Source organism: Marinobacter sp. THAF197a, from assembly GCF_009363275.1.
GTDB lineage: Bacteria > Pseudomonadota > Gammaproteobacteria > Pseudomonadales > Oleiphilaceae > Marinobacter.
On the sequence record NZ_CP045324.1, the window covers coordinates 3,698,611 to 3,719,320 of the forward strand.

19 protein-coding genes are annotated in these 20,710 nt (G+C 61.3%); 16 read left to right on the forward strand and 3 right to left on the reverse strand.

All coding sequences use genetic code 11. The annotated features are described in order from the left end of the window. Positions 1 to 37: 37 nt before the first annotated feature. Positions 38 to 2,359, reverse strand: a complete 2,322-nt coding sequence (locus FIV08_RS17170; protein ID WP_152439700.1) for an LPS-assembly protein LptD — start codon at positions 2,357 to 2,359, stop codon at positions 38 to 40. Between the two features lie 237 nt (positions 2,360 to 2,596). Here FIV08_RS17170 and FIV08_RS17175 point away from each other — a divergent pair, with 237 nt between their 5' ends. Genes FIV08_RS17175 through FIV08_RS17185 form a run of 3 tightly spaced genes read left to right on the forward strand, consistent with a single transcriptional unit; the run spans position 2,597 to position 5,084 of the window. Next, complete coding sequence (locus FIV08_RS17175; protein WP_152439219.1) at positions 2,597 to 3,643, forward strand: aminoglycoside phosphotransferase family protein; 1,047 nt, start codon at positions 2,597 to 2,599, stop codon at positions 3,641 to 3,643. Continuing rightward, complete coding sequence (murU, locus tag FIV08_RS17180) at positions 3,640 to 4,332, forward strand: N-acetylmuramate alpha-1-phosphate uridylyltransferase MurU (RefSeq protein ID WP_152439220.1); 693 nt, start codon at positions 3,640 to 3,642, stop codon at positions 4,330 to 4,332. Before FIV08_RS17175 ends, murU begins: the two co-directional genes overlap by 4 nt. Further along, positions 4,329 to 5,084 (forward strand): DnaJ domain-containing protein, encoded by a 756-nt coding sequence (locus FIV08_RS17185; protein WP_152439221.1) that lies wholly within the window; start codon positions 4,329 to 4,331, stop codon positions 5,082 to 5,084. Before murU ends, FIV08_RS17185 begins: the two co-directional genes overlap by 4 nt. 30 nt (positions 5,085 to 5,114) lie before the next feature. On the opposite strand, the gene FIV08_RS17190 is transcribed toward FIV08_RS17185, so the two are convergent. Next, positions 5,115 to 6,038: a DUF3530 family protein gene (locus FIV08_RS17190; RefSeq protein ID WP_152439222.1), complete on the reverse strand. Its 924-nt coding sequence runs from the start codon at positions 6,036 to 6,038 to the stop codon at positions 5,115 to 5,117. Positions 6,039 to 6,133: 95 nt separating this feature from the next. Between FIV08_RS17190 and rpe the strand changes: the two genes are divergently transcribed. From rpe to FIV08_RS17255, 13 genes are all read left to right on the forward strand, one after another. Then, on the forward strand, positions 6,134 to 6,820 hold the full coding sequence (rpe, locus tag FIV08_RS17195; RefSeq protein WP_072676164.1) for a ribulose-phosphate 3-epimerase: 687 nt from the start codon (positions 6,134 to 6,136) through the stop codon (positions 6,818 to 6,820). Further along, positions 6,817 to 7,506, forward strand: a complete 690-nt coding sequence (locus tag FIV08_RS17200) for a phosphoglycolate phosphatase (protein ID WP_072676163.1) — start codon at positions 6,817 to 6,819, stop codon at positions 7,504 to 7,506. Before rpe ends, FIV08_RS17200 begins: the two co-directional genes overlap by 4 nt. A 236-nt stretch (positions 7,507 to 7,742) precedes the next feature. Next, a complete protein-coding gene (gene trpE / locus FIV08_RS17205; RefSeq protein WP_152439223.1) occupies positions 7,743 to 9,230 on the forward strand; it encodes an anthranilate synthase component I in 1,488 nt (495 codons plus the stop codon). Between the two features lie 16 nt (positions 9,231 to 9,246). Further along, positions 9,247 to 9,825, forward strand: coding sequence for an aminodeoxychorismate/anthranilate synthase component II (locus tag FIV08_RS17210; RefSeq protein WP_152439224.1), 579 nt, complete (start codon positions 9,247 to 9,249; stop codon positions 9,823 to 9,825). A 15-nt stretch (positions 9,826 to 9,840) separates the two neighbouring features. Next, positions 9,841 to 10,869, forward strand: coding sequence for an anthranilate phosphoribosyltransferase (gene trpD / locus FIV08_RS17215; protein WP_152439225.1), 1,029 nt, complete (start codon positions 9,841 to 9,843; stop codon positions 10,867 to 10,869). A 174-nt stretch (positions 10,870 to 11,043) separates the two neighbouring features. Next, positions 11,044 to 11,856, forward strand: coding sequence for an indole-3-glycerol phosphate synthase TrpC (gene trpC, locus FIV08_RS17220; RefSeq protein WP_152439226.1), 813 nt, complete (start codon positions 11,044 to 11,046; stop codon positions 11,854 to 11,856). Positions 11,857 to 11,883: 27 nt separating this feature from the next. Next, positions 11,884 to 13,257, forward strand: coding sequence for an MATE family efflux transporter (locus FIV08_RS17225; RefSeq protein WP_152439227.1), 1,374 nt, complete (start codon positions 11,884 to 11,886; stop codon positions 13,255 to 13,257). 74 nt (positions 13,258 to 13,331) lie between these two features. Continuing rightward, the gene (locus FIV08_RS17230) at positions 13,332 to 15,164 is read left to right on the forward strand and encodes an IucA/IucC family protein (RefSeq protein WP_152439228.1); all 1,833 of its coding nucleotides are present in this window, start codon (positions 13,332 to 13,334) and stop codon (positions 15,162 to 15,164) included. Beyond that, positions 15,151 to 16,989 (forward strand): IucA/IucC family protein, encoded by a 1,839-nt coding sequence (locus tag FIV08_RS17235; protein ID WP_152439229.1) that lies wholly within the window; start codon positions 15,151 to 15,153, stop codon positions 16,987 to 16,989. Before FIV08_RS17230 ends, FIV08_RS17235 begins: the two co-directional genes overlap by 14 nt. Next, positions 16,986 to 18,287: an AMP-binding protein gene (locus FIV08_RS17240; protein WP_152439230.1), complete on the forward strand. Its 1,302-nt coding sequence runs from the start codon at positions 16,986 to 16,988 to the stop codon at positions 18,285 to 18,287. Before FIV08_RS17235 ends, FIV08_RS17240 begins: the two co-directional genes overlap by 4 nt. Next, positions 18,284 to 18,553, forward strand: a complete 270-nt coding sequence (locus FIV08_RS17245) for a phosphopantetheine-binding protein (RefSeq protein WP_152439231.1) — start codon at positions 18,284 to 18,286, stop codon at positions 18,551 to 18,553. The genes FIV08_RS17240 and FIV08_RS17245 overlap by 4 nt, the downstream gene beginning before the upstream one ends. Continuing rightward, positions 18,550 to 19,569, forward strand: coding sequence for a DUF6005 family protein (locus tag FIV08_RS17250; protein ID WP_152439232.1), 1,020 nt, complete (start codon positions 18,550 to 18,552; stop codon positions 19,567 to 19,569). Before FIV08_RS17245 ends, FIV08_RS17250 begins: the two co-directional genes overlap by 4 nt. Further along, complete coding sequence (locus tag FIV08_RS17255; RefSeq protein WP_152439233.1) at positions 19,566 to 20,441, forward strand: sugar phosphate isomerase/epimerase family protein; 876 nt, start codon at positions 19,566 to 19,568, stop codon at positions 20,439 to 20,441. The genes FIV08_RS17250 and FIV08_RS17255 overlap by 4 nt, the downstream gene beginning before the upstream one ends. Here the strand turns inward: FIV08_RS17255 and FIV08_RS17260 are convergent. After that, the gene (locus FIV08_RS17260) at positions 20,417 to 20,707 is read right to left on the reverse strand and encodes a DUF2218 domain-containing protein (protein ID WP_152439234.1); all 291 of its coding nucleotides are present in this window, start codon (positions 20,705 to 20,707) and stop codon (positions 20,417 to 20,419) included. The two genes, FIV08_RS17255 and FIV08_RS17260, sit on opposite strands and share 25 nt — an antisense overlap. Between the last annotated feature and the right edge of the window lie 3 nt (positions 20,708 to 20,710).

A 20,710-nucleotide genomic window follows, 5' to 3' on the forward strand; every position in this document is an offset into this window, starting at 1 on the left:
GCCTTCAGAACAGGCTGGCTGATGACATTGGTTCGTTTTAACGGCGCGGAGTTCCAAAACGGCGGCGCTCGCGTTCGTCATAGCCGTAGATGGCATCAGAAATATTGTCGGAGGCGCCACCACTACCCCCGAGCCCTTTCAGTTCAATGCGGAACAGCACACGGTTATCCAGCTGTTCATCGTCCGTCAGGTAGTTCTGGTGAACTACCTGAACGCTCCAGCAGCAGTTGTTGTATTCAATACCCGCCAGGGTACCAACGGTACGGTCCAGGCCGGAATCATAAACCCAGCGGCCGATCCCGCTGACGCGGTTGGTCACTGGGAAAACAACACCAACATCACTCTGTTCCAGCTCGTCTGGTCGGCTGTAGGTGTGGCCCAGGGTGGCCAGGTAACGATAATCCTGTGAGTGGAAGATTAGCTGGCTTCGGCCTTCTTCGGTTTGCTGGGTGTCGGGGTCCCACAGGCCGGCACTGCGAATCTCCAGATTCTCCAGCGGATTCAATACCAGCTCACCGGCCAGCGGTGAGCGGCTTCTGTCGGAGGCACCCAGGCCGAACAGGTCCACTTCCCGATCATCGAAATAGCGCACCTGTCCGATGCTGACCCTTGCTCGCTCCGCCCCGGTCACCAAGTCATTGAACCGGCTGGTCAGGGCGACGGTCAACTGGTTGGCGTCACCCACCCGGTCACCGCCGGTGAAGCGATCCCGCTCAAACAACTGGTCGAAGCGGAAACTCTTGAGCCCGGTATCAAAGTCCGGGATGTGATTCTGGTCAGCATCGGCATCGGCCCAGGCGTAATAAAGCCGGGGCTCCAGGGTCTGGTTGTACGGCACATCGAACAGGCTGGAGCGGCGATCAAAGTACAGCCCGTTATCCCACTCAAACACCGGCACCGTTCGGTCAAAGCTGCCGCTGCCCTGAGTGTAATCTTCCAGGTCATAGCGGGTGTAATCCAGACTGACCGACGGCCGGGTGAAACCCCAGAGCCTGCGCACAGGCAGGGCCAGTTCCGGAATGGCCCGAACTCGCTGGCCGTTGGCCCGGTCCAGGCCGGTCAGATTCTCGTTGTCGCGATAGAACCAGGTGTACTGGCTCTCGAGATTGGCCTCGACGTGCCCTAATTCGCCGGTTCCGGCGTAGAGAATCTCCGGCAACTGGGCGTAGGGCTTGTCGACATCGGCGATCCGGTCCCGGATGGTCTGGTAACCGTTCAGGTAGGCATCGAAATACTGGTTATTGCCGGAATAACGCACACCCCCGCGACGTTGCAGGTGCGTTGCCTGATCGATTTCCAGGGAGCGGTTGAGGTCACTGAGGTAGTCCTGGTCAGAGACCACCGAGTAGTCCCCGTAACCGGTCCAACCCCCGCCAAACCGGGCCCGGGTGGTGAAATCCAGTGCCCAGCGATCGCCACCCTCGCCTGGATTGTCAGCCTTGAAGGCGGAATCGTTGTCGATATAACCCAGTTGCAGGACCGATTCACCAAAGCGGCTCAGGTAACGCCCTTCTACTTCGGTAAACAGCCCACGACCATGAATGTACTGGGGTGTCAGGGTGGCATCGTAATGAGGTGCAAGGTTCAGGTAATACGGTAAGGCCAGATAGCCGCCACTGCCGGCGCTGGAGGAACCGAACTGGGGGTACAGGAAACCGGTCTTGCGGCGGTCATCAATGGGAAAGGTGATGTAGGGCCAGTAGAACACCGGGGTATCCAACACTTCCAGGCGAACGTGGCGGGCGGTGCCAAATCCTTCCTCCTGATCCAGGGCAATATCGGAAGCGACAATAGACCAGTCGTTCTGATGAGGCCCGCAGGTGGTCAGCATGCCATCGGTGATCAGCACCTGGTGCTCCCCCACCCGGGACAACGACGATGCCCGGCCCCGCATCTCGGCGTCATGCAGCAGGAAGGTGGCGGTGTTGATGTCCAGTTGCCCGGACTCCACCGAGTAACGGGCGCTGTCGCCGGTCAGTAAAAACCCGTCGCCACGGCTGACCAGCGGACCGACAAGGTCCAGCTCCCCCGTTTGCTGGTTATAACGGGCTTCAGAACCTGTAGCCTGGAATTCACCCTGGCGCAGGCGCACATCGCCCTGCAGGAACAACTCGGAATTCAGCTCATAGCGGGCGTTCAGGGCGCTGGCCTCCAGCGGTGCCCCGCCGGTCTCCGCTCCGGACAGCAAGGGCATCTGGCCGCCAGCGGCCGACGATGGCAGGTATCCGCCTTCACAAAATACCGGTAATCGATCCCTCACCTCGGGCGGCAGCTCACTACGGGGGCGCCAGTCGATTTCCGCCGCACTGGGAGCCTGCTCCTCAGCACCGACTAAACCGGAAACAGGCAAAAGCGCCATTGCCAACAGGAGCCTGGCGAACCGGTGCTGGGGCCACGACAGGTAACGGTAACGGCTGGGCACGGTAGCGAAGTTCCTGTTCCGGGTGAATGGGGCTTGAAGAAAAACAGCTGCCTAGTTTACACGCGCCCCACGGGCTTGTTAACGGAAACACCGCTGCAAATCCGTTTTACGCTCTTTATACTGCTCTGCTAACGTTTGCACTCAGTCATTGAACTCAGGAAGCGCAGCATCATCATGGATATCCGCCTGCAACGGCTGACCGAATGGGTCAGGCACATACCCGGTTTTGAAACTGCCAGCCCCGAGCCGGTTTCCGGTGACGCCAGCTTCCGCCGGTACTTCCGGGTTTGGCAAAGCACCACTGGCAAAACCCCGGTGCCGTTTATCGTTATGGATGCCCCTCCCGAGCACGAAGACTGCCGGCCGTTTGTGGCCATCGCCCGACACTGGCGCCAGCAGGACATTATGGTACCCGCCATTGCCGCTGAAGACCTGGCCCTGGGCTTCCTGCTGCTGGAAGACTTTGGCGACCACCTGATGCTGCCGGCCCTGGCCCAGACCAACGCCGAGACACTGTACCGGCAGGCACTGGATGAGTTGGTCAGGATCGGCCAGGTGTCCTCGCCGGGCAATTACCTGCTGCCACCTTACGATGAAGCCCTGCTGGACAGGGAGATGGCGCTGTTCCCCGACTGGCTGCTGGAGCAACACCTGCAACTGACACTCAGCAATCAGGAACGGGCACTGCTGGACACCACCTTTGCGCTCCTGAAGGAGAGCGCCCTGGCACAACCGGAGGTCACGGTGCACCGGGACTACCATTCCCGGAACCTGCTGGTACTTGCCGGCTGCAAGCGCCCGGGGGTGATTGATTTCCAGGATGCAGTGCGCGGACCGGTCACCTACGATGTCGTTTCCCTGCTGAAAGACTGCTATGTGCGCTGGCCCGAACACCAGATCGCCGACTGGCTCGAATATTTCCGCACCGCCAGCCTCGCGGCCGGCCTGCATCGCGCCGATCCGGACACCTTCCGGCAATGGTTTGAGCTGATGGGCATGCAAAGGCACCTGAAGGCCGCCGGTATCTTTGCCCGCCTGGCAATCCGGGATGGTAAATCAGGGTACCTGGACGACATCCCCCGCACCGTTTCTTACCTGCGAGACGCCAGCGCCCGGCAACCGGCGCTCCGACACTTCCATGAATGGCTGTGCGACCGCGTACTGCCCGCCATTGAACAGCGTATTGGCCCCGTTCCCGGGCAGGAGAGCAGCCAGCAGTGAAAGCCATGATCCTGGCCGCCGGCAAGGGCGAACGCATGCGCCCGCTGACCCTGACCACCCCGAAACCACTCCTGGTAGCCGGTGGCAAACCGCTGATCGTTCATCACCTGGAACACCTGCGTGACGCGGGCTTCCGCGACGTCGTCATCAACCACGCCTGGCTCGGGGAACAGATAGAGCAGCAATTGGGCAATGGCAAACCGTTTGGCCTGAGCATTCGCTACTCCGCCGAAGGCGAGCCGCTGGAAACCGCCGGTGGCATCGTCCGGGCGCTGCCACTGCTTACCGACCAGGGAGAAGACTGGTTTCTGGTGATCAATGGTGACATCTGGAGCGATGTCTCGTTATCGGACTTGCAGCCTCCGGAACAGGATAACTGCCGTGCGCTTCTGGTGATGACGGATAACCCCGAGCACCATCCGGAGGGTGACTTTCACCTTGCAGCCGATGGCGCCCTGACCACAAGCGGCGGCAGAAAACTCACCTTCACCGGTATCAGCCTGCTGCACCGGAAGCTGTTTGATGGCCTGGATGACACGTCCGGCAAGCTGGGCCCGGTGCTTCGCAAGGCCATGGCAAGCCATCAGGTTCGAGGCCTCTATCATGGTGGCCGCTGGGTGGATGTTGGCACCCCGGCCAGACTGGACGAGCTGAACAGGCAACTCGCCGACGGCAGGCGACAGGTATGAGCAAAGCCAGCACGCCACCGTTACCCGCCAGACTGGAGTCGGTGTTCTCCGACCTGCTCAAGGAGCTGTCCAGTTGCGGGCACCAGGCCAGCACCCTGATGGAGAGAGCGAGGCTGCCGCGCTGGTGCCGCAAACCCCTGTTCTTTTTCCTCGGCTACATTGCCAAGGCCGATGGCCGGGTGATGGAAGCAGACATCCGCTACGCCGAGGCCCTGATGAAAGCCCTTGGCCTTTCCAACCGCCAACGCAAGAAAGCGATTGACCAGTTCCAGCGGGGCAAGGCCGCCAGCCAGCTACCCCTGAGGCAGGGCCTGCTGTTCCGTTTGCTGGCAGCGATATGGCCCGGACCAGCCCTGAAGACGGCCATCTGCCTGTGCCACGGTGCCCAGGTACTGGGCCAGCCCGGCAAAGCCCGGCGCTACCGCTGCGAAGATGCCATCGACCACATCGGCCTGCCCGTGGCGGTCAGCGACGACATCTTTGAAAGCTACGCCAGCAAAGTCTGGATCCGTAACGCCGGCCCTGCAGCCAAACCGGATACCTATGAACAGGCCTGCCAGATCCTCGGTGTGACCCGACGGGACGACCTGGAATCCATCAAACGGACCTACAGAAAGAAGGTGTCCGAATGTCATCCAGACAAACTCGCCCAGCAGAAACTGACACCATCAGAACTGGCCATGGCCAAGGATCGACTGCTTCGCTACCGGCAGGCCTGGGAACTGATCAAGCAGCGCCACCGGCCGCTTTAATCAGATGTTGCGCCGCCGATGCTGTCCCGGTCATCGATTCATCCAGGCCTGAATCCGGCTGGCCACCCGCTCCGCATCGGCCCGTTGTGGTGGGTTTGACAATGCCATGGGTTGGCGCCGATAACCACTGACCTGCTCCCGCGCCAGGGCAGCCGCCCGCGCAACCGCCGGATGCCGGCCGGCGTCATCCATGGCGTGCAGGTCGAGAACCCGCCACGGCCTGTCTGCCGACAACATAGCGGGCAATTCCGGCAACCTTTCACCGGAGAAACGTGGCGCCAGCCAGATCACCCCGGACAACGCCCCCTGGCCCAGTGCCCAGGCCGTCACATAATCGGCCGACCAGCCAATACCCGACACCGCCGGGCGCTCGTATCCGCGCCGCTGCAGCTCGCCAGCGGCGGCATCCAGCAGCTCGCGGATAGAGTTGCGGTAGTCTGACATCACCTCCTCCAGGGCTTCTTCCTCAGCCACGTCAATCATCACCGAGGATTGCAGCTGGTCATCCTCAGGCGGAGCTGGCTCCTGAGGTTCTGGCACCAGCCGTTGTTGTCGGCGCCGAACCACACTTTCCGGAGGCGGCCGAAGCCCCAGCGTCATCACTGCCACGCCACGCTCCGCCAGGGTATCAAGAAGCCCGCCTGCCAGACCTTCAGCCGCGGTCTGCCCTTCGTTTGCCAGCACAATCAGCGCGCCACGTGCCGGTGTTTTCAGCTCTGGCTGGAACAGCGCCAGTGCCCGGCTATCGTCGTCCAGATCCAGCCACACCGCCCGCTCAGGAAACATCCGGCCCAACGACCACTCGCCCAGGCCGGTCACCGCCGTCGCCCTGCTTTCCATAGCCTGTTGTGTGCCCTGACCCAGTTCCGGCTCGCTCTCCTGGGCCGATACCGTCAATGCCAGCCCGGCCAACAGCAACCAGAGAACCCCAATACCTGCTCGACCTGTGATCAAAACCGCTTACCTCGCGCTGCGAAAATGCCTAGCAAACTGATAGACTAGCAGGGTTCCTGTGCCGCCGATAACTCACCTGATCAAGAGAGCCTTTGATGAACCCTTACCTGATTGCCCCATCCATTCTCTCCGCTGATTTCGCCCGCCTGGGCGAGGAAGTCGACAACGTACTGGCCGCTGGTGCCGACGTGGTTCACTTTGATGTGATGGACAATCACTATGTCCCCAACCTGACCATCGGCCCCATGGTGTGCGAGGCCCTGCGCAAGCACGGTGTGACTGCACCCATCGATGTGCACCTGATGGTCTCCCCGGTGGATGACCTGATCCGCATGTTCATTGACGCCGGTGCCAGCTACATCACCTTCCACCCGGAAGCCAGCAACCACGTAGACCGCTCCCTGCAACTGATCCGCGACGGCGGCTGCAAGGCCGGGCTGGTGTTCAACCCCGCCACGCCCCTGAGCCACATGGATTACGTGATGGACAAGCTCGACATGGTGCTGCTGATGTCGGTAAACCCGGGCTTCGGTGGCCAGAAGTTCATCCCTGGCACCCTCGACAAGCTCAAGGAAGCCCGCAAGAAGATTGATGCCAGCAACTACAACATTCGCCTGGAAATCGACGGCGGCGTGAAAACCGACAATATCCGGGAAATCGCCGAAGCCGGCGCCGACACCTTCGTGGCCGGCTCTGCCATCTTCAACACCCCGGATTACAAGGCCACCATCGACGCCATGCGCGAGGAACTGGAGCAGGCCCGCAAGGTGATTGGCGGATGAGCCTGAAAGGTCTGTTCAACGCCCGCTGGCCGGGCGTGGCCCTGTTTGATCTGGACGGCACCCTGGTGGACAGCGCCCCCGACCTGGCCGCTGCGGTAGACCAGATGCTGGAACACCTCGGCAGGAGCCCGGCCGGGCTTGAGAAGGTGCGCAACTGGGTGGGCAATGGTGCCCCTATACTGGTGCGTCGTGCCCTGGCCGGGCAAACCGACTGGGAACCCGCTGCGCCCAGAGACGATGCTCTTTTCAACGATGCACTGGCGATCTTCTACCACGCCTACGGACAACTGAACGGCCGTCATGCGGTGGTGTTTGACGGCGTCAACGAATGCCTTGAGCACCTGAAAGGCCTGGGTTGCCGGATGGCCGTGGTGACCAACAAGCCGGACCAATTTGTTCAGCCATTGCTGGAGAAAACCGGCCTGGACCGGTGGTTTGAACTGTCCGTTGGCGGCGATACCCTGCCGGTAAAGAAACCGGACCCGGCGCCCCTGGTGCACGCCATGGAACAACTGGGCGGCACACGGGGCACCACGGTGATGGTTGGTGACTCCAAAGCCGACGTAAAAGCCGCCCTGGCCGCGGGCATCCCATGCGTAGCCGTGCGGTATGGCTACAACTTTGGCGGGCCGGTAGACAGCCTCGGCGCAGATGCTGTTGTTGATTCGCTGGCCGAGCTTTTGTAATCTCCCAAGGACGTTTTACTTTGAACACATCCATTCGGGAGATTCCTGCCGTGCAGGGACTGAATCTGACTGCAGCGCGAGGCATCCTGACAACCCGCGCAACACGATGGTGGCGATGGCGCACCGGCTGAGCAAGCCACGGGGCGGATAGCGCATGCCTGTTTGCCCGCACCACCGGTCACAGCGGTGTAACACCGTTCTGACAAAACGCAGATTAGATTTCAGGAAACCGAACCATGACACCCGAGCAATTCCACGAGCTCGCTGAAGCCGGCTACAACCGTATCCCCGTGTACCGCGAAGTACTGGCGGACCTGGACACGCCCCTCAGCACCTATCTGAAACTGGCCAGTGGGCCATACTCCTACCTGTTTGAATCGGTACAGGGCGGCGAGAAATGGGGCCGCTATTCCATTATTGGACTGCCTTGCCGGGAAGTGCTGAAAGTCTTCGACCATCGCATTGAGGTCAGCCGCCACGGCGAGGTGGTTGAACAGGCCGAAGTGGCCGACCCCCTGGTTTTCGTGGACGACTACCAGCAACGGTTCAACGCCCCGGACCTGCCGGAACTGCCCCGTTTCAATGGCGGCCTGGTGGGTTACTTCGGTTATGACACCGTGCGCTACATCGAGAAACGCCTGCGCCACAGCTGCCCGCCTGACAAAATCGGCACCCCGGATATCCTGTTGATGGTGTCGGATGAAATTGTGGTGTTCGACAACCTGCGGGGCAAGCTGCACCTGATTGTGCACGCCGACCCGTCAATTGACGGTGCCTACCAGACAGCACAGGCCCGCATCGACGAACTGGAAAGCCAGCTGCACCGCCAGACCGCCAACGCCCCGCGCACCCCGGAACATCTGCGCGGCAAGGTGGTGGACGAAAGCGACTTTATCTCCGGCTTCAGCCAGGACAAATTCGAAGCGGCAGTAGACAAGATCAAGGGCTACGTCCTGGACGGCGACGTGATGCAGACCGTCATCTCCCAGCGCATGTCGATCCCGTTCGAGGCACCGCCGCTGAACCTCTACCGTTCGCTGCGCGTGCTCAACCCATCGCCGTACATGTACTTCCTGGATCTGGAAGACTTCCACATTGTCGGCTCCTCTCCGGAAATCCTGGCCCGGGTGGAGGACGAGGAAGTCACCGTTCGGCCCATCGCCGGCACCCGCAAACGCGGCGCCACCGATGCCGAGGACAAGGCCCTGGAAAAAGAGCTGCTGGCCGACCCGAAAGAGATCGCCGAGCACCTGATGCTGATCGACCTGGGCCGCAACGACGCCGGCCGGGTATCGGAAACCGGCACCGTGAAGCTGACCGACAAGATGATTGTGGAGCGCTATTCCCACGTCATGCACATTGTCTCCAATGTCACCGGCCGCCTGAAACAGGGCACCAGTTGCCTGGACGTGCTGCGCGCCACCCTGCCCGCCGGCACCCTCAGCGGCGCCCCGAAAATCCGCGCCATGGAAATCATCGACGAACTGGAACCGGTGAAGCGTGGCGTGTACGGCGGCGCCGTAGGCTATCTGTCGTTCAACGGCAACATGGACACCGCCATCGCTATCCGCACTGCAGTGATCAAGGACAACACCCTGCACATCCAGGCCGGCGCCGGCGTGGTGGCAGACTCCATTCCCCGCCTCGAATGGAAAGAAACCATGAACAAGGGCCGCGCGATTTTCCGTGCCGTGGCCATGACCTACAACGACTACGACCATTGAGGCGGAGGAACAGATTATGTTGCTGATGATCGATAACTACGATTCCTTCACCTACAACGTGGTGCAGTACCTGGCGGAGCTGGGTGCAGACGTGCAGGTATACCGGAACGACGAAATCACCATTGCGCAGATCGAAGCCCTGAATCCTGAGCGGCTGGTGATTTCCCCGGGCCCCTGCACGCCCAACGAGGCAGGCATCTCCATGGACGCCATTCGCCACTTCGCCGGCAAACTGCCGATCCTGGGCATCTGCCTGGGCCACCAGTCCATCGGCCAGGTGTACGGCGGCGATATCATCCGCGCCGGGCGGGTGATGCATGGCAAAGTATCGGCGGTGTACCACAATGATATAGGCGTGTTCCGGGGCCTGAACAATCCGTTGCAGGCTACCCGTTACCACAGCCTGGTGATCGACAAGGACACCCTGCCCGATTGCCTGGAAGTCACCGCCTGGACCCGCAACGAAGACGGTTCCATAGAGGAAATCATGGGCGTGCGCCACAAGACCCTGCCCATTGAAGGTGTGCAGTTCCACCCTGAGTCGATCATGACCGAGCAGGGCCACGAACTGCTGCGCAACTTCCTGAGAACATAACAAGAGGCCGACCCCATGGACATGAAACAAGCCCTGAACCGCATTGCCTCCAACCTGGACCTGTCCCGGGAAGAGATGAAGGATGTGATGCGCATTGTGATGAACGGCGAGGCCACCGACGCCCAGATCGGCGCCTTCCTGATGGGCCTGCGCCTGAAAAGCGAAACCATCGACGAAATCACCGGCGCCACCGAAGTGATGCGCGAACTTGCAACCAAGGTCACCGTCGACGCCAGCCCACTGGTCGACATCGTCGGCACCGGCGGCGACGGCGCCAACCTGTTCAACGTGTCCTCAGCGGCGTCTTTCGTTGTCGCCGCCGCCGGTGGTTACGTCGCCAAGCACGGCAACCGGGGCGTGTCTTCCAAGAGTGGCAGCGCCGACCTGATCGAAAAAGCCGGTATCAACCTGAACATGAAACCCGAGGAAGTGGCGCGCTGCGTTGAACAGATCGGCGTAGGGTTTATGTTCGCCCCGGCTCACCACGGCGCAATGAAACACGCCATCGGCCCGCGCCGGGAACTGGGCTGCCGCACCATTTTTAACATCCTCGGCCCGATGACCAACCCGGCTGGGGTGACCCGCCAGCTGATCGGCGTATTTTCCCGTGAGCTGTGCCGGCCCATGGCCGAAGTGCTCCAACGTCTGGGCGCGGAGCACATCATGGTGGTGCACTCCAAAGATGGCCTGGATGAAATCAGCCTAGCATCGTCGACTCATGTGGCGGAGCTGAAAAACGGCGAGATTACCGAATACGAGCTGACGCCCGAGGATCTAGGCATCAAGAGCCAGTCTCTGGTCGGCCTGGACGTGGATTCTTCCGATGAGTCGCTGAAACTCATCCGCGCCGCCTTCGGCCGCAGCCACGATGAAACCACTGAAAAAGCACGGGACATGATTGCCCTGAACGCCGGCGCGGCCATTTATGTGGCAGGCCTGGCCAGGACCGCCAAAGAAGGGGTCGATATGGCACTGGACGCGATGGGTTCTGGCCTGGCTGCCGGCAAGATGTCGGAGCTGGCTGATTTCTCACAGTGTTTTTAACGGCCATGAACTCCTGAAGGCCGTTGCCAAGTTTGAAGAGCCGGTGATGGGGGCCTTTCCAAAACTGTCTGTAGCCATGGATGGCTACAGCCAAGCCCTACAGGGACGTACTTGTGGGCGTGTTTTGGAAAGGCCCCCATCATCGGCTCCAGCACCCAATTTTGCAGGCACGAAATGACTGAACGACATTTGGACAAAACTCCCACGATTCTCCGGAAAATCGTTGACCGGAAATGGGAGGAAATTGATGAACGTAAGCCCAAGGTTTCGATTGCGGACCTGAAAGCCATGGCGGGCGACCAAGCTCCGGCACGTGGGTTTGCCAACGCCCTGCGCACCCACATCGACGCGCAGCGTCCGGCGGTCATCGCCGAAATCAAGAAAGCCTCGCCCAGTAAAGGCATCCTGCGCGATCCGTTCGAACCAGAACGCATTGCCGAGAGCTACGAGAAAGGCGGTGCCGCCTGCTTGTCAGTGCTGACTGACAAGGATTTCTTCCAGGGCCACGCGGACTATCTGAAAGCGGCCCGCGCGGCTTGCAGCCTGCCGGTGATCCGCAAGGACTTCATGGTGGCGCCCTACCAGGTTTACGAAAGCCGGGCCATTGGCGCCGACTGCATTCTGCTGATTGCCGCCTGCCTGACCAAAGACCAGATGCAGGAGCTGGAAGGTATTGCCCATGAGATCGGGCTGGATGTGCTGGTGGAAGTGCATGATGGCGAGGAGCTGGACGATGCCCTGGCCCTGAGCACACCGTTGGTGGGCATCAATAACCGTAATCTGCACAACTTCGAAGTGTCGCTGGACACCACCTTCAATCTGCACCAGCGTATCAGTGCCGACCGGCTGACCATTACCGAGAGCGGCATCATGACCCGTTCAGACGTGGAAGCCATGACCAGCCGGGGCATCTACGGGTTCCTGGTGGGCGAGTCGTTCATGCGAGCGCCAGATCCAGGTGACAAACTGCAGGAGCTGTTTGGCTGATTCACTGAGGTAACGGGCAGGCTAACGATGGACGCAGATACCGGTAAGGAATCCGACAACCCGATACTGACCGGCCCCTTCTGGCCGGTATTTTTCCGCTATGCCCTGCCCTCGGTGGCGGGGCTGTTGGCGCTGACCACCGCCAACATTGTTGATGGCATTTTTATTGGCAACTTTGCCGGGGCCGACGCGCTGGCGGCGCTGAACCTGCTGATTCCCTGGTTTACCTTTCTGTTTGGCATGGCCCTGGCCCTCGCCATTGGCGGTACAGTTCGGGCTGGCCGGTATCTGGGCGAAGGCAGAACGGAAGCCGCGTCTGCCATCTTCAGCAAGTGCCTGATGGCCACACTGGCCCTCGCCATAACCGGGGCCCTGGCGGGGTTGTTGTTCCACGATGCGATCTATCGAGTGCTGGGTGCCTCCCCGGACATCTACCCGCTGATGTCCGAGTATTTTCTGGTGATCATCTGGGTGCTGGTGGCTCAGCTTGTCACCATGGTGTTGTATTACTTCGTGCGGGTGGACGGTTTTCCCGGGCTGGCAACCACGGCCCTGGTAACGGGGGCCGCCGCCAATATCCTGCTCGACGCCCTGTTGGTGGGCTATCTGGATTACGGTTTGCGTGGCGCCGCCATCGCAACTGGCCTGGCCCAGGTGCTGCAGTTCGGCGTTCTGGCCCGTTATTTTCTCAAGCCGGAGCGCAAGCTGCGCTTCGGGCTTTATCAAAAACACTGGCGGGAAGTGCCCCAGGCATTTGCCAATGGCGTTTCGGAGTGGATCAACGAGCTGTCGGTGGGGCTGGTCATGCTGCTGATCAACTGGCTGCTGATGACCACTCAGGGTGTGGCCGGGGTAGCCGCCTTCACCGTCGTGAACTATCTGATTTTCCTGAGCCTGATGGTGTTCTACGGCATTTCAGATGCCATGCATGTGCTGATCAGCCACAACCTGGGGGCCGGCAACGCCGAGCGTATCCGTCGCTTTATGGGCTGTGGGGCAACCGTCATCCTGAGCCTGGCACTGGCGCTGGTGGCCACGGTCTGGATGTTCGGAAACCAGGTTGTCCGGCTGTTTCTCGACACCGCCGCAGACCCCGCCACCGCCGAACTGGCCGACCGGTTCCTGACCATCCTCTGGCCGTTATTCCTGGTCAACGGTATTAACGTGCTGTTGTCGGTTTACCTGACCGCCATGCATAAACCCGTCCCCTCCGCCCTGGTGGCCTTTTCCCGAAGCCTGATTCTTCCTGCGCTGTTGCTGATAGGCATTGCCCAGTTCGCGCCACAGTGGCCGCTGCTGGTGGCACTGCCCCTTGCCGAATGGCTCACGTTCGGGCTGGCCGTGGCGCTGTTTTTGCGCTTCCGTCCGCAGCGAGTGATCAACGCTCCAAACCAAATGTAAAAAATGTAAAAATATTTCACCTGCACTCGATTCTCATTTAGATTTACTCCAAATTCTGGAATCGGAGTGTCGACATGGGACCGTCTGCCCGGGCGATTGCCGAACAGGCAAGTTTTCAGGCCTTCCTGCATAGCTATCTTCAGGAAATTGATCCCGGCCACTGGCTGGCCGCCAGCCAACACCTTCACGACCCCGGCAGCCGTTTCTCCGGCTCTTGGGTGTGCGAACTGCCCCTGAACACCCAGCGGGCCCGGCTTGCTGTCGATATCCTTTACCGTTCCCCCGTCGGCCGGCACCGCTATGGCAAAGTGCGCCAGTGGCTAAACGGTCGTCATTGCTGGTCAGACATCGAACCGTTCCAGGCTATGTGTCTTCTGGTACGCGAGCTCTATGCACTTTCCGGCGGTATGGTCCCGGAGCTTCGTAAACTCCGGGAACTGGAGTTCCTGCACCGGCTAACAGACAGCTACGGGGTGATGACCCGTTACCTGGAACAGCGCCGCCACGATCCCCGGCTTTTGACCAACCGGTTCATCGATTCAGAACAGTCTTTGTTGTTTGGCCACGCCACTCACCCCACCCCCAAAAGCCGCCAGGGCATGTCGGAATGGCAACAAACGGCCTATGCTCCTGAGCTGGGCGGGCGATTCCGGCTTCATTATTTTCTGGTCCATCAAGACTACGTGGAACAAGACTCGGACGGTCCATTGCCCGCCAGTACCATGGCGGAAACCCTGTTGAACAGTGGCCATGCCTCCCTGAACCTGCCAGACAACCATGCTCTGGTTCCGGCACACCCACTTCAAGCGCAGTGGTTACTTGCGCAGCCGTCGGTGCTGGTCGCCATCGAGCAGGGGCAGATACATCCGCTCGGCACTCTTGGGCCGGAGTTCTCCGCCACGTCTTCCGTGCGCACGGTTTACAGTGAACAGGCAGAATGGATGTTGAAGTTTTCCATTCCGGTGAAAGTGACCAACTCGCTCCGGGTCAACAAGGCCCACGAGCTGAAAGCGGGTGTGGTGATGTCCCGACTGATCCGGCAAACCGGGTTCGCGGAGTCTGAACCCGGCTTCCGCATCCTGCAGGACCCGGCCTATCTGACGGTTTCCCTGCCTGGGCAGGCCGAGAGCGGCTTTGAAGTCATTTTCCGGAACAATCCCTTCACTCCGGGGCAGGACCAGGGTGTGATCAGCATGGCCGCTCTGGCCCAGGATCCAATGCCCGGCCGAAATTCGCGGTTGATGGACCTGATCGAGGGTCTGGCTTTGAACGAGAGCCGAAGCATGGCCGCGGTCAGTCTGGACTGGTTCCAGCACTATCTGGCCTGCGCGATTGGCCCGGCGCTCCGGCTTTATGACGACCACGGCATTGCTCTGGAGGCGCACCAGCAGAACAGCCTGCTGGATATTGGTGGTGGCTATCCTCGCTGCTATTACTACCGGGACAATCAGGGTTACTACCTTTCGGAAACGTTTCGCAAACAACTGACAGAGCAGTGCCCGGACCTGTCGGAAACCCCGGAACTGTTCTACCGGGATGCCATGATCCGGGACCGCTTCTGCTACTACCTGATCGTCAACCAGGTGTTCTCCGTGATCGCCCGGTTCGGCCTCGACGGGCTGATTCCGGAATCGGTGTTGATCCGGCAGTTCCGGCAGTTTCTCCGCTGCGAACGCACCCGGCTCCATGGCCCGGCCCGGGCACTGGTCAATCTCCTGCTCGAGGACAGTCGCCTGCCGTACAAGGGCAACCTGCTGACTCGAGTACACGATGTTGATGAGCTGAATGCCGAGCTGGAAATGGCGGTGTACACCAGTATCGCCAACCCTCTTCGCGGTCTGGCGCACGCAGCACCGCAGCCAAGTTTTCCTGCGCAGGCTGTCGGGGCAGATCATGGCGCTGCGTGAGCAAACACCATCGCCGATGACAGGACTAAGCCCGGTCATCGGCCTGACCGAGTCGCCAACACAGCGCGTGCTCCGGCAACTGCTGGAAGCGCTGCTGTTTGAGCGTTTGATCCCCTACCGCCCATGCAATGACAACCGCTCCGGCTGGCAATGGCTGTCGTTCCGGATCGGCAGCCTGGCTGGGCGCTGCCGCGCTCGGGTTCGTGGCTTTGGCCGGCTTCGGCTGGATATGGACACCCTGACCCTGGGGCAGGAACAACCAACAACCTCAACGTCGCTGGCGAGGCTGGTCGGCCAGTTACCGGCCGCGAGCACACAACAGCAAGCGCTGTTAAACGAACTTGTCGCCACCATCGAAAACACCGAAAGACTCGACGCCCTGTATCGGGCCCGAGGCCCACGGGAACGGCGGGGCCTGCACGGCGAAGCGCTGGACTGTGCATTGCACGAGGGTCACCCCTACCACCCCTGTTACAAGAGCCGGCTGGGATTTCAGGGCGATGACCTGGTGCGCTATAGCCCGGAAACCAGCACCGGGTTCCGTCTCCATTGGGTGGCGGTCCCCCGGCGCTATCTGGATTCGCAGTTGCCGGCTCCGGATATGGCGTTCTGGCAGTCGGAACTCGGTCGGGAACAGGCCTATCTGCTGCGGGCCGCGTTCCACCGGGCGGGCGTTGACTGGCAACACTGTGGTGCCTTGCCAACCCACCCCTGGCAATGGCAACAACTCTGCCAGGGGCCCCAGGCGTCCCGGCTCGACGCACTGGGCATCAGAAGCCTGGGGCCTCTGGGAGACCGTTACCGGCCGGGGCAGTCACTGCGGTCCCTGTTCAACATCAGCCGGCCGGCGAACGCCTGCATCAAACTGCCGCTGGGCATCCATAACACCTCGTCCCGCAGGCACCTGGAACCCCACTCGGTGCCTTCAGCGCCGGTCATCAGCCGCTGGCTTGAGGCGATTTTGGCCGCCGACTCGCAATTCGACGCTACCTACCCTCTCCGCCTGCTGCCCGAGTATGCCAGCCTGGGCATTACCACTGGGCGTGACCGGGGCTCAGGCAGTGCAGGGCTTGAAGGTGAACTGGCCGCCATCTGGCGAGCCAGCATCCGCTCCCGGCTTAATGACGGTGAGCAGGCCATCCCCCTGAACGCCCTGTTCCAGTGGCAACCTGACGGCATGCCGTTCATCCACCCCTGGGTGGAGCACTACGGCCTGGGCCCCTGGCTGGAAGCCACGCTCAAAGCCGTCATCCTGCCAGTCTGGCATATGCTGGCGGCCCACGGTGTCGGCCTCGAGGCCCATGGCCAGAACAGTCTGCTGGTGATGCGTGACGGCTGGCCCAGGGCGCTGATGCTTCGGGATTTCCACGACAGCGTCGAATACGCCCGGGACTACCTGCCCCCGACCACTCCTGAACCGGACTTCGGCACCAGGCAGGCACTCTATGACCAGGCACCAGACGACCAGTACTACCGTATGAGCGGCCCGGAAGCCCTGCGGGAACTGGTCATGGATACCCTGTTTATCTTCAATCTGAGTGAGTTGGCGCTGCTGCTGGATGAGGCCTACGGATTTAACGAAACGCGCTTCTGGGACCGGGTCAGGACGATCCTGACCGATTACGCACGGCAACAACCGGATCTGACCTCCCGTTTGGACGGGCTGGCCTGGGATCAGCCAACACTTCGGACCGAATCCCTGCTGTGCCGCAAGCTGCGGCCAGACAACCAAAGCCATTGCCTCCGGGTAACCAACCCCCTGGCTTCGGGTCCGGATTCCACATCAATGCCCCCTACCGATCACCATCACGAGAGGTTACCGTGACTGCACCTTTGTTTTACGTCGACAACACACCCTACAGCCAGGCCGACTGTGATCATATTGTCCGGGGCCTGGCGGAGCGGCCCGAGTTCCAGTCGCCGGCCGGTTGCCGATTTGCGGTCTGCCTGCAAGACACCGCCCACTGGCTGGCCCTATGCCTCTGGCTGAAGCCCCTTGGCGCCAGCGTACTGCCCATTCACCCCGGCACGCCCTACCCTGCTGCCAGAGCCCTGGCCGAGGACACCGGCTGCAGCTACCTGCTGTTCGGCGAGCAACTGCAGGAGGTAACGCCGGAAACCCTTGGTGGGGTGACACGGACGGCTTCGGCCGAGGGTGGTGAGCTGATCCAGCTCAGCTCCGGCACCACGGGTAAGGCCAAGACCATCGCCCGGCCCTGGCGCGACATAGACCGGGAACTGGCCGCCTATGTCGCCCATTTTACTGAGGCCCGGGCCTTAACGCCGGTGGTCGCCTGTCCGGTCACCCACTCCTACGGTCTGATCTGTGGCGTACTGGCTGCCCGGGAGCGGGGCATCGCACCCCATGTGGTCACCAATCTGAACCCACGATTCATTATCGCCCGGCTGCGTGCGGTGCCTGAGCACCTGCTCTATGCCTCACCCACCCTGATTAGCCTGCTGATGCGGATGCTGCCGGAACAGGAAATGCTGCACGCTGTCATGCTTTCCGGGGCCCCCTTGCCCGCGCCGGTGCTGACTCAGCTTCGGGACCGGTGCCTGCGGCTGTGCCAGCAGTACGGATGCTCCGAAGCCGGCTGCGTGGCTGTGAGCGCAGACGTGACCGAACCGGGCCTGCTGGGCTACCCGCTGCCTCACCTGTCGGTGCAGGCCGGTGCCTCCGCCGGGCAACCGGATGAAATCCTGATCACGGTAAAAGCCACCGGACAGCGCATTCACAGTAAGGATCTGGGCTATTTCGACCACCGGGGCCAGCTGCACTTCCTGGCCCGCACCGATGACACCATCAATGTCGCCGGCATTAACGTCTACCCGGGCGCCGTGGAAGACGTGTTCCTTGGCTACCCCGGGATTCGCGAGGCGGTGGCGTTCAAACAACCCGATGCCTTTGCCGGTGAACGGGTTTGCCTGCGCTTCGTGGCGGATTCAGACATCGACACCGACCAGCTTCGACAATGGAGCCGCGACCGACTGTCACCTCACCAGGTGCCGTCACTGATCGAACAGGTGGAAAGCATCAGCCGGCTCCCGAACGGCAAGGTCAGCCGCCGGCTGTTAAGCGAATCCCTCGCTGACATGGGTCAGCGGGAGGTCCTGGCATGAACAGAACCAACCCGACCCGAAGCGCCATTGAAACGGTGATTCGAAACCATCTACCTGACGCCCGGCTATCGGTGTTTTCGGCCAAGGCCCGCCTCAACGCCGACCTGGCGATTGATTCCATCATGCTGCTGCAACTGATTGTGCACCTGGAACTTGAGCACGGCCTGCATGTTCCGGAGGAAGCGCTGCTGACCCATCAGCTCGAGACCGTTGAGGACCTGGAAGCGCTATTGGTCGCCACAGGCAACCCGGAGGTTTCCCTGTGATCAAAGTGCATTGTTTTGTCAGTTGTGTCTGCGAGATCATTAAACGCACACCGGGTGTGGATCACCGCCCGTTCTACTTTGGCGTCTGGGATGCGGACTTCTCGGTCAGTGAGGAGCAGGTTCTGTCTTACCACTCGCCCCATACCCGCCACGACCAGTTCCGGGAGTGGTACCGGCTGCTGTATGGCGTCACCATTGAGCCCTGGTACGACCACCAGCAATCGAAAGAGGCCAACATAGACCGGCTGATTGAACTGGTGGAAACGCGCCCTGCCGATCGTCAGGTAATGGTCATGCTGGACCTTTACCGGTTGCCGGAACGGGAGAACAAGTTTCACCAGAACCCGTTTCCCCACTACGTGATGCTGGAAGCCACGGACGATCCGGAGCAGTGGTTCATGTCGGACCCGGATTTTCGCTGGGAGGGTGTGCTGCCCAAATCCCGGATTCTGGACTCGGTGCGTTCCCCGGCCGCTGCCGGTGGTTTCTGTTTCGACGGCCTGGACATCCGGCATACGCCGGCGGAGACCGTGGCCGCCTACTTCGCCCAGTGCATGAAACCCGACACCAACCCGTTCACCAATGCCTTACGGCAGATTCTGCACGCCCATATCGGGCCCGACGCCAGGCAACCACTGGCAAACCTGCCCCAGGCATTCCGGGAAATTCCGGTGATGGCGATTCGCAAGTACGCCTACGAGCACGCCTTTGCCTGGCTGCTGGAGGATCAGGGCCGCACCGCCGAGGGCGATCCGTGGTTCGAGGCCCTGTGCGAGGACATTGACCGGCTGGTGAAAACCTACACCCAGATCCAGTACCGGGCGCTGAAACTGGTGATGTCAGGCAACCCTGCCCTGCTGGCTGGGGTCGAAGAGCTGCTGGACGAACAGGATCAGCGGGAGTTCGCCATCAAGGACAGCCTGCAGGGGCTGTTCCAGGAATGGCAGCAGCAACACCCCGACCTCACCGGCGCTACCGCCGACACCCGGACGTCCGACCTGGAGGTATTGCCATGATCCGCTTCCACCTGTGTACCATCTCATTCCGCCACCAGTTGGTGTCGTTACCGGAACTGGCCACCTGGGCCGGGGCCACCGGCTTCGACGGCATTGAACTCTGGGGCGTGCATGCACGGCATCTGTTACAGCAGCCCGGGCTGGATGGCCGCTGGCTGAAAAGCCAGGGACTGGGCATTCCCATGGTAAGCGACTATCTGCCGCTGGAGGGAGGTGAACAGGAGGCCATCCGCTACACCCGCGACCTCTGCCGACTGGCCCGGCACTGGCAGGCACCCAAAGTGCGAACGTTTGCCGGCGATCAAGGCAGCGCCGAGCTTGACCGGGGGCAGCGCAAGGCGCTGACCCGACGCCTGCAGACACTCACCCGTTGCGTCGCGGACGAAGGCCTGACCCTGGTGGTGGAAACGCACCCCGGCACCCTCGCCGATACGGTTGACTCTACCCTGGCAATGTTGGCAGACATTGACCATCCGGCCATGGGCATCAACTTCGATGTCCTGCATGTCTGGGAGGCCGGTGCGGACCCACAGCTTGCCCTGCAACAGATGGCGCCCTGGGTCAGGCATTTTCACTTCAAGAATATCCACCAGCGGGATCAGCTTGGCGTGTTTGCCCCGGCCAATGTGTACTCACCGGCAGGCTCAAGGCAAGGTATGGTGCCGGTGTTGGAGGGCGCCTGCGACTACCGCCCACTGCTGGACACGCTGGCAAACTGGCAACAGTCGCTGGCCAACCCGGCCCCTCTGGACATCTCCCTGGAGTGGTTCGGCCCGGACAGCTACCGGGTGCTGTCCAGCGACCTTCGCCAGCTGAGGCTGCGGGTTGCGGAAACCGGCGAGCAACCTCAGTCGCTGGCGGCCTGCCAGTGAACCTCATCCACCTCATCGCCGGCAAAGCGGATGAGGTGGGAAGCTACCACCTGGCCCAGCTCCTCCAGCTCCGTCTCGGTGGGTGACTGGCACCGCATAAGCAACTTACCGTCTGCTGCTTCGAGCCGGCATTCACCGATGGAGAAAGTCAGCCTGCCATCGGTCCCGGTCCACTCAGCCTCAATCTTGTGGCGAAAGTGTTTGCACAGGCGATTGATCAGGCGACCGGGATCGGTGGTGGCCACTTGGGCATTCATGGTTGGCATGGC

What these genes read in the sequence shown, in the direction of transcription:
- FIV08_RS17170 (WP_152439700.1), bottom strand. Translation starts at nt 2,359, where the DNA reads ATGGCGCTTTTGCCTGTTTCCGGTTTAGTCGGTGCTGAGGAGCAGGCT.
- FIV08_RS17175 (WP_152439219.1), top strand. Translation starts at nt 2,597, where the DNA reads ATGGATATCCGCCTGCAACGGCTGACCGAATGGGTCAGGCACATACCC.
- FIV08_RS17185 (WP_152439221.1), top strand. Translation starts at nt 4,329, where the DNA reads ATGAGCAAAGCCAGCACGCCACCGTTACCCGCCAGACTGGAGTCGGTG.
- rpe (WP_072676164.1), top strand. Translation starts at nt 6,134, where the DNA reads ATGAACCCTTACCTGATTGCCCCATCCATTCTCTCCGCTGATTTCGCC.
- FIV08_RS17200 (WP_072676163.1), top strand. Translation starts at nt 6,817, where the DNA reads ATGAGCCTGAAAGGTCTGTTCAACGCCCGCTGGCCGGGCGTGGCCCTG.
- trpE (WP_152439223.1), top strand. Translation starts at nt 7,743, where the DNA reads ATGACACCCGAGCAATTCCACGAGCTCGCTGAAGCCGGCTACAACCGT.
- FIV08_RS17210 (WP_152439224.1), top strand. Translation starts at nt 9,247, where the DNA reads ATGTTGCTGATGATCGATAACTACGATTCCTTCACCTACAACGTGGTG.
- trpD (WP_152439225.1), top strand. Translation starts at nt 9,841, where the DNA reads ATGGACATGAAACAAGCCCTGAACCGCATTGCCTCCAACCTGGACCTG.
- trpC (WP_152439226.1), top strand. Translation starts at nt 11,044, where the DNA reads ATGACTGAACGACATTTGGACAAAACTCCCACGATTCTCCGGAAAATC.
- FIV08_RS17225 (WP_152439227.1), top strand. Translation starts at nt 11,884, where the DNA reads ATGGACGCAGATACCGGTAAGGAATCCGACAACCCGATACTGACCGGC.
- FIV08_RS17230 (WP_152439228.1), top strand. Translation starts at nt 13,332, where the DNA reads ATGGGACCGTCTGCCCGGGCGATTGCCGAACAGGCAAGTTTTCAGGCC.
- FIV08_RS17235 (WP_152439229.1), top strand. Translation starts at nt 15,151, where the DNA reads ATGGCGCTGCGTGAGCAAACACCATCGCCGATGACAGGACTAAGCCCG.
- FIV08_RS17245 (WP_152439231.1), top strand. Translation starts at nt 18,284, where the DNA reads ATGAACAGAACCAACCCGACCCGAAGCGCCATTGAAACGGTGATTCGA.
- FIV08_RS17255 (WP_152439233.1), top strand. Translation starts at nt 19,566, where the DNA reads ATGATCCGCTTCCACCTGTGTACCATCTCATTCCGCCACCAGTTGGTG.
- FIV08_RS17260 (WP_152439234.1), bottom strand. Translation starts at nt 20,707, where the DNA reads ATGCCAACCATGAATGCCCAAGTGGCCACCACCGATCCCGGTCGCCTG.